Annotated in this window: 12 protein-coding genes and 1 pseudogene; all 13 read right to left on the bottom strand. The window is 67.3% G+C overall.

Features of this window, described 5'->3' with window-relative positions; genetic code table 11:
* Position 1 precedes the first annotated feature (1 nt).
* Positions 2 to 463: a 3-hydroxyacyl-ACP dehydratase FabZ gene (gene fabZ / locus VIF40_RS20740; RefSeq protein ID WP_331939419.1), complete on the bottom strand. Its 462-nt coding sequence runs from the start codon at positions 461 to 463 to the stop codon at positions 2 to 4.
* 135 nt (positions 464 to 598) lie between these two features.
* Complete coding sequence (gene lpxD / locus VIF40_RS20745) at positions 599 to 1,642, bottom strand: UDP-3-O-(3-hydroxymyristoyl)glucosamine N-acyltransferase (RefSeq protein WP_331939420.1); 1,044 nt, start codon at positions 1,640 to 1,642, stop codon at positions 599 to 601.
* A gap of 185 nt (positions 1,643 to 1,827) precedes the next feature.
* Complete coding sequence (gene bamA / locus VIF40_RS20750) at positions 1,828 to 4,317, bottom strand: outer membrane protein assembly factor BamA (protein WP_331939421.1); 2,490 nt, start codon at positions 4,315 to 4,317, stop codon at positions 1,828 to 1,830.
* A 349-nt stretch (positions 4,318 to 4,666) separates the two neighbouring features.
* Positions 4,667 to 5,809 (bottom strand): RIP metalloprotease RseP, encoded by a 1,143-nt coding sequence (gene rseP, locus VIF40_RS20755; protein WP_331939432.1) that lies wholly within the window; start codon positions 5,807 to 5,809, stop codon positions 4,667 to 4,669.
* 75 nt (positions 5,810 to 5,884) lie between these two features.
* A complete protein-coding gene (gene dxr / locus VIF40_RS20760; RefSeq protein WP_331939422.1) occupies positions 5,885 to 7,129 on the bottom strand; it encodes a 1-deoxy-D-xylulose-5-phosphate reductoisomerase in 1,245 nt (414 codons plus the stop codon).
* Between the two features lie 10 nt (positions 7,130 to 7,139).
* Entirely contained in the window at positions 7,140 to 8,042 is a 903-nt protein-coding gene (locus tag VIF40_RS20765) for a phosphatidate cytidylyltransferase (protein ID WP_331939423.1), read from the bottom strand.
* The gene (locus tag VIF40_RS20770; protein WP_331939424.1) at positions 8,039 to 8,818 is read right to left on the bottom strand and encodes an isoprenyl transferase; all 780 of its coding nucleotides are present in this window, start codon (positions 8,816 to 8,818) and stop codon (positions 8,039 to 8,041) included. The genes VIF40_RS20765 and VIF40_RS20770 overlap by 4 nt, the downstream gene beginning before the upstream one ends.
* A gap of 73 nt (positions 8,819 to 8,891) precedes the next feature.
* Positions 8,892 to 9,452 carry a ribosome recycling factor gene (gene frr / locus VIF40_RS20775; protein WP_331939425.1) on the bottom strand — a complete coding sequence of 187 codons (561 nt, stop codon included), beginning with the start codon at positions 9,450 to 9,452 and terminating at the stop codon, positions 8,892 to 8,894.
* Between the two features lie 186 nt (positions 9,453 to 9,638).
* Positions 9,639 to 10,367 (bottom strand): UMP kinase, encoded by a 729-nt coding sequence (gene pyrH, locus VIF40_RS20780; RefSeq protein ID WP_331939426.1) that lies wholly within the window; start codon positions 10,365 to 10,367, stop codon positions 9,639 to 9,641.
* 145 nt (positions 10,368 to 10,512) lie between these two features.
* A complete protein-coding gene (locus VIF40_RS20785) occupies positions 10,513 to 11,814 on the bottom strand; it encodes a glycosyltransferase family 1 protein (protein WP_331939427.1) in 1,302 nt (433 codons plus the stop codon).
* Positions 11,811 to 12,152: a hypothetical protein gene (locus VIF40_RS20790; RefSeq protein WP_331939428.1), complete on the bottom strand. Its 342-nt coding sequence runs from the start codon at positions 12,150 to 12,152 to the stop codon at positions 11,811 to 11,813. The genes VIF40_RS20785 and VIF40_RS20790 overlap by 4 nt, the downstream gene beginning before the upstream one ends.
* A gap of 81 nt (positions 12,153 to 12,233) precedes the next feature.
* Positions 12,234 to 13,286, bottom strand: a complete 1,053-nt coding sequence (gene hpnA, locus VIF40_RS20795; protein ID WP_331939429.1) for a hopanoid-associated sugar epimerase — start codon at positions 13,284 to 13,286, stop codon at positions 12,234 to 12,236.
* A gap of 198 nt (positions 13,287 to 13,484) precedes the next feature.
* Positions 13,485 to 13,726: pseudogene (locus VIF40_RS20800) on the bottom strand (hypothetical protein); the annotation flags it as partial.

Raw genomic sequence — 13,726 nt, forward strand, 5'->3', positions numbered from 1 at the left:
GTCAGCCGCCGATCATCACGCTCAGCTCCGCCTCGCAGACCAGCGCGCCATCGACCAGCGCCCGGCCGGAATACCAATAGATATCACGCTTGCGGGCCTTTTTCGTCATATGCAGCTCGACGCGGTCGCCCGGCGTCACCGGCCGGCGGAACTTGGCTTTGTCGATGGTGGTGAAGAACACCTTGCGCGCAAATCCGGGCGGCTGCGCGCGAACGGCGATGACGCCGGCCGTCTGCGCCATGGCCTCCACCAGCAGCACGCCGGGGAACACCGGATTTTCGGGGAAATGGCCCTGAAATTGGGGCTCGTTGAAAGTGACATTCTTGATTCCGACGCCGCTCTCGTCGCCGCGAATGTCGACGACGCGATCGACGAGAAGCATCGGATAGCGGTGCGGCAGCAGCTGCAAAATCTGGCTGATGCTCAGGGATTCCGGCGCGTCGGCCGTCGTTTCTTCGGTCATATTCTGTTCTCCCCTGCAGGCCCGGTCGTCATTGCGCCCGGCCCGTCTTGCTTTCCGGCGTCCTGCGCCGGTTTCACTTGGCGTGGCAACGGCTTCACTCGGCGTCGCGTCGGCCTGACTCGGCGTCGCGCCGCTTCATTCGGCGTCGCGCCGCGCTTGGCGGTCGAGCAGCAGCTCGCCGCGCAAATGGCGTCGCGCGGGACGCGCCGGCGCGCCGCTCCAGCGCGCGCCGGCCGGCACGTCGCGGGTTACTCCGGACTTGGCGGCGATCTGCGCGCCATCGCCGATGGTGAGATGGCCGCCGATCGCGGATTGGCCGCCCAGCGCCACGAAATCGCCGAGCTCGCAAGAGCCGGCGAGACCCGATTGCGCGACGATGACGCAACCCCGCCCGATCACGACGTTGTGACCGATCTGGACCAGATTGTCGATCTTGGTCCCCTCCCCGACGATGGTGTCGCGCGTCGCGCCGCGGTCGATCGTCGTATTGGCGCCGATCTCGACGTCGTCCTGCACGATGACGCGGCCGATCTGCGGCGCCTTCACATGGCCGTCCGGAGACAAGGCGAAGCCGAAACCGTCCTGGCCGAGGCGCGCGCCCGGATGCACGATGACCCGGTCGCCGAGCAACGCGCAGACGATGCTGGCGTTGGCGCCGATCGAGCAGTCGCGTCCGACGCGCACGTCCGGCCCGATCACAGAGAGCGGGCCGATCACGCTTCCCGCGCCGATCTCGGCGCGCGGGCCGATAACGGCCCCGGGGTCGACCGACACGCCCGGCTCCAGCCGCGCCGTCGGGTGAATGATCGCGCCGGGCGAGACGCCGCTCGCCGAGAATAGAGACTGCGGCCGCAGCGAATCGGGAAACAGCCGCGCCATCACCCGGGCCATCGCCTTGTGCGGCTCGGGCGTCACCAGCGCGATGACCCCGCTCGGCAGAGCGTCGAGATCGCGGCTCCGCAACAGGCAGGCGGTGGCGCGGCAGTGGCGCAGAGCCGCCGCGTAGCGTCTTCGATCATAGAAGGCGAGCTCGCCCGGGCGCGCCAAATCGAGCGGCGCGACGCCGATGATGATCTCCGCCGCGTCGGGCGAGATCTCGGGAATGCGCGCGCCGGCGATCTCGGCGATCTCCCCCGGCGTCAGCGGCCGGTCGAGGCGGAAAAATCCTGCGGCGCCCATGCCGCGCACTCCCGAATCGTCGCGCCCGGCCGCGGCCGGGACGAAAAGCGGAAAAGAGCCCCCGCCGGCCCGTGCAGGGCCAATCCGGGCGCTCTCGACGAAAACGATCCCCGAGCGGCGGGTCTCGCCGCTCGGGGATCGCAAATTCTAGTCGCTGTATCGGCTGTGCGCCAGCGGCGACGCCTTTAGAAATTGGTGCCGCCGGAGAAGCGGAAGCGCTGCGTCACATCGCCATAGGCCTTGGACAGCACCACCGCATAGTCGAAGCGGATCGGCCCGAGCGGCGATTGCCACAGCGCCGAGGCGCCGACCGAGGAGCGGATCTGCGCCTTATCACCCGAGACGACGATGCAAGAGCCCTGGCCATAGGTGGGAGCCGAATAGGGATAGACGCAAGGCAGGTTGGCGACGCCATACAACGAACCGCTGAAGTTGGTCTGGCCCTTGTAGCCCCACAGCGTGCCGGCGTCGGCGAACAGAGCGCCACGCAGGCCGATGTCCTTCGGCAGGCCCCAGATCGGGAACTGCACCTCGAGCGAGCCGCCGATATAATTGCTGCCGCCGAGCGAGTTGCCGCGCGAGCTGGTCCAGTTGGAAATGTCGCGCGGGCCGAGGCCGCCGGGCGCGAAGCCGCGCACCAGCGTCGGGCCGAGGTTGAAATTGTCCATCACCCGCATCTTATAGTCGCCGAGCGCGAACATATTGCCGCCCTGCACGCGCGCGATGCCGACGACGTCGTCGACGAAGGGCAGCTCGTGGAAGTAGCGCAAATCGCCCGTCGTACGCACATAGCGGCTGTCCCCGCCGAGCCCGGCGACGTCCTGCGACAGCTGCGAGTGGATGCCGTTCTTCGGATTACGGAAATTGTCGAGCGAGTTATAGGCCAGCGTGTAGCCGACGAGCGAGGTCAGACGCGCGCCGACCGATTCCTTGATGGCCAGCGAGGCCTCGCCGTTGGACTGACAATTGTAGAGGATGCTGAGATCGGCCTGCGTCGGCGCGAATATGTAGCCGAAGCCCGGCGTATACCCCGGCAGCGGCGACTGACAGTCGTTGTAGGGCCGGTTGCTGTCGTTGGGGATGGAGATCGTCGTATTGTAGATCGAGTAGCGCGGCGAGAGGCTGATCTCCTCGGTGATCGGAATGCCGAAGCGCAGCGTGCCGCCGATCGAGGTCGTGCTGTAGTAGGAGTAGTTATACGCGTCCGACTTCTTCGCGAAGAGATCGAAGCCCGCCGAGAAGCGCTGATCGAGGAAATAGGGCTCGGTGAAGCTGAAGGACACGCCGCGCGCGCGCTGGCCGGCCTGCACCGAGAGGCGCGTCGCCTGGCCGCGGCCGAGGAAGTTGCTCTCCGACACGGAGACTTCGCCGATGAATCCTTCCGTCGTCGAATAGCCGCCCGACACGCCGAAATTGCCGGTCGCCTGATCCTCGACGTCCACATTCACGATCACGCGATCGGCCGCCGAGCCCGGCTCGTTGGTGACGCGGACCTTCTTGAAGAAGCCGAGGCCGTTGAGGCGACGCTCGGCGCGATCGACCAGCACGCGATTATATGCGTCGCCCTCGCCGATCTCGAACTCGCGGCGAATGACATAGTCGCGCGTGCGGGTGTTGCCGCGAATATTGATGCGCTCGATATAGACGCGCGGCCCCTCGTCGACGACGAAGCGGATGGCCACCGTCTGAGCGGCGGGATTGCGCTCGCCGCGCGGACGCGCCTGCGAGAAGGCGTAGCCCTTCTTGGCGATCTCGCGCGTCAGCGATTCGACCGTCTTCTCCACCGCGTCGCCATTGTAGACGTCGCCGGGCGAAAGCCGCAGATAGGGCTGCAGCGAGGCGGGATCGATATCGGGCAGATGCGACTCGATGTCGACATTGGAGACGCGATATTGCGGCCCCTCCTCGACGACGACCGTGATGACATAGCCGCCCTGGGCCGGATCGAACACCGCGTCGGAGCTGACGACATGGAAGTCGGCATAGCCGTTCTTCAGATAGAAGCGCCGCACCAATTCGAGATCGGAGGCGATGCGATCCGGATCATAGACGTCGCTCGTCTTGATGAACGACAGGAAGTTCATCTCCGTCGTTTCCATCAGATCGACGAGACGGCCCGTCGAGTAGACGGTGTTGCCGACGAATTTGATATCCTTGACGCCGGTCTTGTCGCCCTCCTCGACGGCGAAGACGACATCGATGCGCCCATTGGGCAGCTGCACCGTGCGATAGGTGATCTTGGCCGCGGCGCGGCCGGAGCGCTTATAGATTTCGAGAAGGCGCGCAATGTCCTGCTGCACGACCGTCTGATTGAAGGAGCCATGCGCGCGCGTGCGCACTTCCGAGGTCAGCGTGTCCGTCTTGACCTTGCTGTTGCCCTCGAAGACGACGCGATTGATGAGATTGGTCTCGGCGACATGGATGACCACGCGGCCCTTCTCGCGGGTGGCGGTCACATTGGAGAAGCGGCCGCTGTTGCGCAGCGCCTCCAGGCCCTTTTCGACGTCCTCGGGGCTCGTCCCGGAGAAATAGGAGCGGATCACCTCGGAATCGCCGCGGGCATTGCCGACGACGACGATATCCTGAGCGAGAGAAGGAAGAGAGAAGCCGAGGACCGCCGATACCACGGCCGCCATGAGATAGGAACGATTCCGAAAAGCCTCGATGGACCGCATTGTCAATCCTAAGTCCTCGTCGCGCCGTCGCCCGCCGAAAGCGGCGCGGCTCACGAACTGGGACGACGCACGCACGCTGCCGCACGCCGTCCGATCCGATGTTCACCTTCTACAAGGTTTACCGTTTACTGCAAATGCCGAACGCCGCGAGTTTCCCCGTTTTGCCCGGCTCGTTGCCGCGAAGCCACGTTTTATGGTCAGCGTCGCGTTAACGTGGGAACCCGCGGCGGAGCCGCGAGTCCCGAGTGACGATCCTCCCCAGAATGATGGCGAAAAGCGGTCACAAACGCTCGTCCTGGCGAAATCGCCCCGCTTTTCCGCGGGAAGAAAGAGACCAGACACGAAACGCTCAATCGACTCCCGCGCCACTGAGCCGCCGCAGCAACCTGGCGAGATCATTGTAGGTGGAGAACACCATCAACGTGCAGACCATGGCGAGTCCGACGCGGAATGCGTATTCCTGCGTACGTTCCGCGAGCGCGCGTCCACGCGCCGCCTCGATCGCATAGAACAACAAATGTCCGCCGTCGAGCAGCGGCACCGGCGCCAGATTGAGCAGGCCGATCGAGATCGACAATATGGCGATGAGATTGAACAGCGGGCCGACGCCGACCTTGTCGATCGCCTTGGCCATCTGCCCCGAGACCTGCGCGATTCCGATCGGGCCGGACAATTGATCGGTCGCCTCGCGACCGACGACGAGCCCGCCGAGATAGGAGCCGGTCCGCTCGATGATCGTCCATGTTTCGGTGACGGCGAGCACGAAGGACTGGCCGACGCCGAAACGCTCCTCGCGCTGGTCGGCGGGATCGGAGCTCGCCTGCAGGCCGATCATGCCGATCTTGGTCTTGCCGAGCGCGGTCTCGATCTCGCGCAGCTGCGGGACCGCCTGCAGCGTCACATCCTGGCCGGCGCGGCGCACGACGATCGCCAGCCCCTTGCCGGTCGAGGAGGAGACGATCTCCTGCATCTTGCCGAAACTATCGATCGGCTCGCCGTCTATGGTGAGGACGAGATCGCCCGGCTGGAAGCCGGCCTGCTCGGCGGCGCCGCCCGCCTGCACCGAGGCGACCTTCGGCAACAGGATGTTGCGTCCCAAGGCGGCGTAGAGAAAGGTGAAGATGACGATCGCCAGCACGAAATTGGCGAGCGGACCCGCCACCACGATCGCCGCGCGCTTCCACACCGGCTGGGCGAAGAAGGTGAGCTTGCGCTCCTCCTCCGGCATCGAGTCGATGCGCTCGGGATCGGGCACGCTCGCGCCATTGGCGTCGCCGTGGAATTTCACATAGCCGCCGAGCGGAATGGCCGCCAGCCGCCAGCGCGTGCCGTAGCGGTCATAGAAGCCCCACAGCTCCGGGCCGAAGCCGATCGAGAAAGCATCGATCTTCACCCCGCACCAACGGCCGACGATGAAATGGCCGAGCTCGTGGAAGAAGACCACCATCGTCAACACGAAGACGAAGGGGACGACGTAGATGAGGATCGTCATGAGCAAGTCCAGCAAAGCGATACTCCCGGCAAACGCTACGACCCGAGAGTCCGCCGAACGGCGCTGCTCTCTTGGTTACTGAAGCGTTAACATGCCCGAAGCCTGGTTCATCGCCAAGGCGCCGCGCGATCTTTCTCTCACAATATGGTCAATGACGAGGGCGTCATCAACGGAGGCCGGCTCGCGCGCCGTGCCGTCCTGGAGCGCGGCCTCCAGCGCTTCCGCGACATGGCGGGCGATTCCGGGGAAGCCGATGCGGCCGGCGAGGAAGGCCTCGACAGCGATCTCATTGGCGGCGTTGAGCACGGTCGGCAGACCGCCGCCGGTCCGCATCGCTTCGAGCGCGAGGCCGAGCGCGGGAAAACGCTCGAGGTCGGGCTTCTCGAAAGTGAGCGCGCCGAGGGCGACGAGATCGAGCCGCGGCGCCGGCGTCTCGATTCTCTCGGGATAGGCGAGGCAATGGGCGATCGGCACGCGCATGTCGGGACGGGCGAGCCCGGCCGTGACCGAGCCGTCGGCAAAGCTCACCAGCCCATGCACGATGGATTGCGGATGCACGATGACGTCGAGCTTTTCCGCCGGCACGCCGAAAATATGATGCGCCTCGATCAGCTCGAGCCCTTTGTTCATCAAGGTGGCCGAGTCGATCGTGTTCTTCGGCCCCATCGCCCAATTGGGGTGGTTGAGCGCCTGCTCCACAGTGGCGGCCTCGATCGCCTCCCGGGTCCAGGTGCGGAACGGCCCGCCCGAGGCGGTGATGGTCATTTTCTCTATGCGCGAGACGTCCTCGCCGCCGAGCGCCTGGAAAATCGCATTATGCTCGCTGTCGATCGGCAGCAGGCGGGCGCTGGCCTCGCGCGCCGTGCGCATGAAAGGCGCGCCGGCGCAGACGAGGCATTCCTTATTGGCGAGGGCGACGACGCGCCCGAGCGCGAGCGCGGCATGGGTCGGCTCGACGCCGGCGGCGCCGACAATCGCCGAAACCACCAGATCGGCCTCGCGCGTCGCGGCCTCGATCACCGCCTCGCGACCGGCGGCGACCTGAATATTGGTGCCCGACAGCGCCTCCTTCAGCGCCGCATAGCCCTCTTCGTCGCGAATCGCGACGAATTCGGCCTTCACGGCGATCGCCGTGCGGGCGAGCGCCGCATGGTCTCGCCCGCCGGCGATGGCGGAGACCGAAAACCCTTCCGGGTCGCGCATCAGCAGATCGACGGTCGAGCGCCCGATCGACCCCGTCGCCCCGAGCAGCACGATGCGCTTCGGCCGCCCGCCGCGCGCCCTGGTGACAAACTGCTCCGATCCCGCCCCTGTCGCCATATTCCGTCGCCTACCAGATGAAAATACCGGCGGCCAGGGACTCCTGACCGCGCAATCCGCCGAGCAGCGCCGCGAAGGCGCTGGCGAAGATGAAACCGTCGACGCGATCCATCACGCCGCCATGGCCGGGGATCAGATGGCTCGAATCCTTCACGCCGAAACGCCGCTTGATCCAGGATTCGAAGAGATCGCCCGCCTGCGCCAAAGCCGCCGCGACCAGTCCGACGAAAAACAGCGGCAGCGTCGCCGAGGCGCTCCAACGGCTGAGATGGACGACGCCGACTCCCGCGAGCGCGCCGCAGGCGAGGCCGACCAGCGTTCCCGACCAGGTCTTGCCCGGCGAGACGCGCGGCCAGAGCTTCGGCCCGCCGATCAGCCGGCCGCCGAAATAAGCCATCACATCGGTGCCCCAGACGACGGCGAACAGCCAAGCGATGGAGATGGCGCCATAATCGGGCGAATGGCGCAGCACATTGGTGGAGACGATCAGCGAGCCGGCGTAGAGCAGTCCCGCCGGCGCCCAGAGCCTGCGTCCGGGCCCCGCCAGAATCGCGAGAACGGCCGAGAAGAAGGCGAGCGCCACCAGCGCGAGCGGACCGCCGCCATGGGCGGCGAAGGCCGTCGCCCCGGCGAGCGCGGCGCCGCCGAGGGCGAATCGGGCCAGCGCCATCTCGCCGCCGACGATGCTCTGCCACTCCCAGGAGACCGCGAATCCGGCGAGCAGCCAGAACAGCGCGAAGGCGTCGCCGCCGACATAGAGCGCGACGAGCGCGGTCGCGATCAACGCCGCCGCCGAGCCGATGCGCGGACCGAGATCCGCGAATCGCGCGCCCTTGGCGCCGGCGAGGGCGGCGCCCGAGCTGGCGCCCGCCTCGACGCCCGCCTTGGCGCCCGACCTGGAAGGCTCTCTCATGAAGCGGTCTTCGCTCTGCAGTCGGCCGAGGCGAGGCCGCCGAATCGTCGATCGCGCTGCGCATATTCGTCGATCGCCGCTTCGAAATCGGCCCTGCCGAAGTCCGGCCAATGGACGGGCACGAACAGCAATTCCGCATAGGCGGCCTGCCACAGCATGAAATTGGACAGGCGCTGCTCGCCGCTGGTGCGGATGATGAGGTCCGGGTCCGGAATATCCGCCGTGTCGAGACGCCGGGCGATCGCCTCGGCGTCTATGTCCTGCGGGCGCAGCCGGCCGGCCGCCACCTCCTCCGCGAGCGCGCGCGCCGCCGCGGCGATCTCCTGCCGCGCGCCGTAATTGAAGGCGACGACGAGGGTGAGTCCGGTGTTGGCGGCGGTCGCCTGCTCGGCCTCGCGCAGCAATGCGGCGATCTCGGCGGCGAGATCCCCGCGCGCGCCGATGACCTTCACGCGGACATTGTTGGACTGCAGCTCGGCGAGATCATTGCGGATGAAGCGATGCAGCAGAGCCAGCAGGCTCTGCACCTCCTCGGGCGGGCGCGACCAGTTCTCCACAGAAAAGGAATAGACCGTGAGATAATCGACCCCGAGCTCGATCGCCGCGCGCACCGTCTTGCGCAATGCCTCGACGCCGCGCCTATGGCCCTCGAACCGTGGCAAGCCGCGCGCCGCCGCCCAGCGGCCATTGCCGTCCATGATCAAAGCGACATGACGCGGCGCGGCTCTCGGCGCCAACGCCGGCGCTCCCAGCTCCAATATTCCACCGTCTCCCATTTTTTTGTTCCGCGCCATCCTCGAGAGCTCGAGCCGGACCGGCCGGCTCTTCGCGACAATCGATATCCACAAATCAAACCTGCATGATCTCTTTTTCTTTTTGCGCCAGCATGGCGTCGATCTCGCGCACCGCCTCGTCGGTCGCCTTCTGCGCCTCGCTCTCGTGACGCTTGGCGTCATCCTCCGGCAGAGCGTGATCCTTGAGCAGCTTCTTCAATATATCGAGGCCGTCGCGCCGCACGTGACGCACGGAAACGCGCGCGTCCTCGGAGTATTTATGCGCGACCTTCACCAGCTCCTTGCGGCGCTGCTCGTTGAGCTCGGGCGTGCGAATGCGCAGCACCTGCCCCTCGATCGTGGGCGAGAGCCCCAGATTCGAATCGCGAATCGCTTTGTCGACGGCGGAGACGAGCCCCTTGTCCCACACCTGCACGGCCAGCATGCGCGATTCCGGCACGCTGATCGTCGCCACCTGGTTGAGCGGCGTCGCCTGGCCATAGGCCTCGACGTGAATGGGCTCCAGCAGGCTCGCCGAGGCGCGCCCAGTGCGAAGTCCGCCGAGCTCGTGCTTGAGCGTCGCCAGCGCGCCCTGCATACGGCGCTTCAGTTCGGGCAGATCGAAAGTCTGAGCCATAGGAAACTTTGCCTATTCGTGAAGTCAGTCGGTTCGAACGAGCGGGCCGTGCCGGCTCAGGGTCGGAGCGTCTCATAGAACATAATCCGCCGAGGCGGAAATCGTCGGCCGCGTCCCGAGGGCGTCGGCCGCTGACGGACCGACAAATTTTCGAGGAACGACATGCTTTCAAGGGACGACATGGATTCAAGGAACGACATGGGTAGCCCGCCCCCGTCCTTCCATCACCGCGCGGATCGCGCCCTCGTCGGCGATGGAAAACACGATTATGGGAATCTTATTCTCGCGAGCAAGAGCGAAGGCGGCAGTGTCCATCACGGCGAGGCTCTTGGCGATGGCCTCGTCATGGGTGAGCTGCTCATAGCGCCGCGCGGAGGGGTCGCGCTTGGGGTCGGCGGTATAGACGCCGTCGACCTGGGTCGCCTTCAGCACGGCGTCGGCCGAGAGCTCGGCGGCGCGCACCACGGCGGGCGTGTCGGTGGTGAAGAAGGGCAGGCCCGTGCCGCCGGCGGCGATGACGATGCGGCCCTTGGCGAGATGATGCAGCGCCGCCCGCCGCGAATAGGATTCGCAGAGAGAGGGCATAGGCACGGCCGAGAGCGCCCGCGCCTGGCGTCCCTGCGCCTCGATCGCCTGCTCGAGCGCGAGGCCGTTCATGACGGTCGCCAGCATGCCGATCGAATCGGCGCGCGCGCGCTCTATGCCTTTGTCGGCGCCTTGAATGCCGCGAAAGAAATTGCCGCCGCCCACGACGACCGTGATTTGCGCGCCGAGCTCGGCCGCCGAGGCCAGATCCTTGGCGATCCGCTCCAAGGTCGGCGCATGCAGTCCGTGCGGCGCGTCGCCCATCAGCGCCTCGCCCGAAAGCTTGACGACGACCCTCTTCCATTTCGGCGGGTTCGACGGGTCCGTCATCGACGCCTCTCTTTCGCTGGTGGGCCTCTGTTCGACCTTAATAGGAAACCGCCGCCGCCCCGGCAAGGCGCGCAGCACAGGAACCGGGCGCCGCTTCGATCACGAGCCACCCCGATCACAGGCCCTCCGATCACAGGCCGCCCGATCACAGGCCGCCGAGAAAATCGTCGATCGCGCGAAAGAAGGACGCCGCGTCGCGGCGCGGAAACCCCGCCAGCCGGCGCAGCCCCTCGCGCCGGCGCGGCGAATCGGCGTCGCGATAGGCGAGGATCGCGTCGCGCCAGCCCGGCCCGTCGAGCGGGTCGACATAATCGAGCGCCTCGCCGGCGATCTCGCGAAACGTTTCTATGTCCGAGGCGATGATCGGCGCGCCGCAGGCCGCGGCCTCGGCGACAGGCAGGCCGAACCCTTCGGCGAAGGAGGGCGCGAGCGCGGCCCGCGCGCCGGCGAGCAGCCCGCGCAAGGCCGGCGTCGACAGGCCGGAGACCTCGACCACATGCGGCCGCAGCGCGGCGCAGCGCTCCAGCATGTCGAGCACATTCTCATTGTGCCAGCCGCGCTTGCCGACCAGGACGAGCTTGGGCGTCGACGCCCCCTCGCGCTCGGCGAGCTCGCGCCAGACATTGAGCAGAAGCACATGATTCTTGCGCGGCTCGATGGTCCCGCAGAGGACGAAATAGGCCTTGTCCGCGAGGCGCGGATCGATGGCGGCGCCGGTCTCGAAGACCGGGGCCGCGGGCAGGCCGGCGAGGCAGAGCGGGAGATCGGCCCTGCCCTGCTGTCGCGCGAATTCCGCGACGCGGCCCGCGACGGCGCGCGAGCCGACGACGACGCCGGCGGCGCGGCGCGTGATATTGGCCATTGCGGCGCGATGCTTGTCGCGCTCCGCCGGACGAAAAAACTCCGGCGTCTCGAGCGGCAGCAGATCATGGACGAAGAACACCGGCTTCACGTCCGGCCGCGCGTCGAGCCAGCGCAAATGCCAGTCCTTGTCGACCGGAAATTGGCTGGCGTTGACGTAGATCGCTCCTTGCGGAGCCTCGGACATCGGCCGGCCGAGGCGAAAGGCCCAGCGGCGCATGGCGCGCCAATTCTCGGGGACGACGCCCCATCCCCGCCGGCTGACCCGCGCCGCGCCGCCTCGGGCGGGCGGCTGATCGAGCGCCGCGACCAGATCCTCGAACACGGCGTCCTCGCGCGGGTCGAGGAATTCGTTCCAATAGGTCTCTATGTCGACGAGCGTGCGCAGCGCCTCTTCCGCCGAGGCGAGCCGCGGCCCCAGCGCCGCGCAGGCGAGCGCGACGCTCCCCGCCGGCCCCTGGTCGAGAAAATGCCGCGCCAGCGCGAAATCGACGCGGTCGATGCCATTGGGCGTCGGATTGAGCGCGCGCGTCACCAGGCGCGTGACGTCATAGACCACGGGCCGCGCCGGCGCGCCCGATGTCATTTGCGGCACCGCTCGCCTCGCTCGCGGCATCGCCAATGGTCGATGACGTCGTTCGATTCGCGAATCACGCGCTCGCTCTCCCTGGCGAGACATTCGCGATAATGGAACACCGAGGCGATATAGAGCTCCACCTCGCGCCCGCAGGCCTCCGCGGCCTGGCCCGGCATGAAGACGCAGGGCGGCGATCCCGGCTGCACGCAGAGATTGAATCCAGAAGCCGCCTGCGGGAAAGCCGGCGCAGGAACGACAGCGATCGCCGCCGCCGATACGGCGACGCGGATAGCGGACAGGAAGCGCCGCCCCGCTCCGCGCGGGGGCGGACGCCGATCGATGATCATCCGACGCTCGTCATGAAAAAAGCCACGCGCGGAGAATTGCCTCGTCGCGAGGCCGGGCGCAAGGGCGCGCGCCTGGAAGCGCTACTCGCCGAGCGCGCCGCGCGGCGCGCGACGGGCGTCTCGCGGCGCCTCCCGCTTGTCGCGAACGCGCGCGCCGAACCATTCGACCGCATCGGCGAGCGCATCACGATAGGGCCGCGAACGATAGCCGAGCTCGCGGCGCGCCTTGGAATCGTCGAAGAACATGGTCGTCGCCGACAGGCGCAGGCTCTCGACATTGAGGAAAGGCTCGCGCCCGGTGAGGCGCGCCAGAGCCTCATTGACATGAGCCAGAGGCACGAGCGGCCAGCGCGGCAGCCGCACACGCGGCGGGCGGCCGCCGATGAGACACGCGACCTCGGAGAGCAGCTCGGAGAGCTCGACATTCTCGCCGCCGAGAATATAGCGCTCGCCGATTCGTCCCTGGCGCAGGGCGGCGAGATGGCCGGCCGCGACATCCGCCACATGGACGACGGCGAGGCCGGTGTCGACATAGGCCGGCATATTGCCGCGCATCGCCTCGAGCACGATGCGCCCGGTCGGCGTCGGGCGGACGTCGCCCGGCCCGAGCGGCGCGGAAGGATTGACGATGACGGCCGGCAGCCGGTGGCGCTCGACCATCTCCTCGACCAGGCGCTCCGAGAGGAGCTTGCTGCGCTTATAGGCGCCGAGGCGATCGCAGACCTCCAGCCGGCGCGTCTCGTCGCAGAGGCCGGAGGCGTCGGGCGCGAGCGTCGCGACGCTGCTGGTATGGACGATGCGCTCGACGCCGGCGCGCAGCGCCTCCTCCATGACGGCGCGGGTCCCGTCCACATTGGTGCGCATCACGACGCGCGGATCGGGCGCCCAGAGCCGATAGTCGGCGGCGACATGGAAAACAAAGCGCACGCCGCGGAGCGCGGCGCGCAGGCTCTCGCGATCGGTCACATCGCCTTCGAAAATCTCATATTGCGGGCGGAGATTGGCGCGCGGGCTCGTCGGCCGCACAAAGGCGCGCACGCGAAAGCCCTGCTCGTGCAGCAGGGCGGCGATCGCCCCTCCGATGAAACCGCTCGCGCCGGTGACGAGGGCGATGTCGCGCGTGTCGCTCGTCATGGCCAAAGCGTCGATAGGCTCCGCTGCGCCGGCGCCGTGCGCGCCGTTCTCACGACGCAGCAACTGGGGCGCGCAGCGCGAAAGACAAGCCCTGCCGCCTCCGGCCCCAGCTCTGGCCAAACGCAGTTCCGCGCGCAGTCTCCACCGAAAATGTCGCGAGCCGTCAAAACCGAGCCTGCCGTCCTTATCCCCGCCGCCTCAGCCGGCGGAGGCGCTGTGGAACTCTTGCGCAGCCTCGGCCGGTGTCGGCTCGGCCGTTGCGCGGCGCGTCGGCAGGCGGTGAACCGTCGCCGTCTCCGGCTCGTCGTCACGGTCCATCCGCGACAAATCCTGACGCACCATCCAGACGAACAGAGCGAAAGCGATCGCCGAAGCCGTCCCGATCGTCACATCCAGAACCGTGAAGCGCCACAGCCGCGCCTCCACCACCTGCGGACCCA

Source organism: Methylosinus sp. (assembly GCF_036560965.1).
Classification (GTDB): domain Bacteria; phylum Pseudomonadota; class Alphaproteobacteria; order Rhizobiales; family Beijerinckiaceae; genus Methylosinus.

Bases quoted from the DNA above. Each gene is read 5' to 3' on its own strand.
- frr (WP_331939425.1), bottom strand. From the start codon at position 9,452: ATGGCTCAGACTTTCGATCTGCCCGAACTGAAGCGCCGTATGCAGGGC.
- rseP (WP_331939432.1), bottom strand. From the start codon at position 5,809: ATGACGATCCTCATCTACGTCGTCCCCTTCGTCTTCGTGTTGACGATG.
- VIF40_RS20770 (WP_331939424.1), bottom strand. From the start codon at position 8,818: ATGGGAGACGGTGGAATATTGGAGCTGGGAGCGCCGGCGTTGGCGCCG.
- VIF40_RS20765 (WP_331939423.1), bottom strand. From the start codon at position 8,042: ATGAGAGAGCCTTCCAGGTCGGGCGCCAAGGCGGGCGTCGAGGCGGGC.
- VIF40_RS20790 (WP_331939428.1), bottom strand. From the start codon at position 12,152: ATGATCATCGATCGGCGTCCGCCCCCGCGCGGAGCGGGGCGGCGCTTC.
- bamA (WP_331939421.1), bottom strand. From the start codon at position 4,317: ATGCGGTCCATCGAGGCTTTTCGGAATCGTTCCTATCTCATGGCGGCC.
- pyrH (WP_331939426.1), bottom strand. From the start codon at position 10,367: ATGACGGACCCGTCGAACCCGCCGAAATGGAAGAGGGTCGTCGTCAAG.
- lpxD (WP_331939420.1), bottom strand. From the start codon at position 1,642: ATGGGCGCCGCAGGATTTTTCCGCCTCGACCGGCCGCTGACGCCGGGG.
- dxr (WP_331939422.1), bottom strand. From the start codon at position 7,129: ATGGCGACAGGGGCGGGATCGGAGCAGTTTGTCACCAGGGCGCGCGGC.
- fabZ (WP_331939419.1), bottom strand. From the start codon at position 463: ATGACCGAAGAAACGACGGCCGACGCGCCGGAATCCCTGAGCATCAGC.
- VIF40_RS20785 (WP_331939427.1), bottom strand. From the start codon at position 11,814: ATGACATCGGGCGCGCCGGCGCGGCCCGTGGTCTATGACGTCACGCGC.
- hpnA (WP_331939429.1), bottom strand. From the start codon at position 13,286: ATGACGAGCGACACGCGCGACATCGCCCTCGTCACCGGCGCGAGCGGT.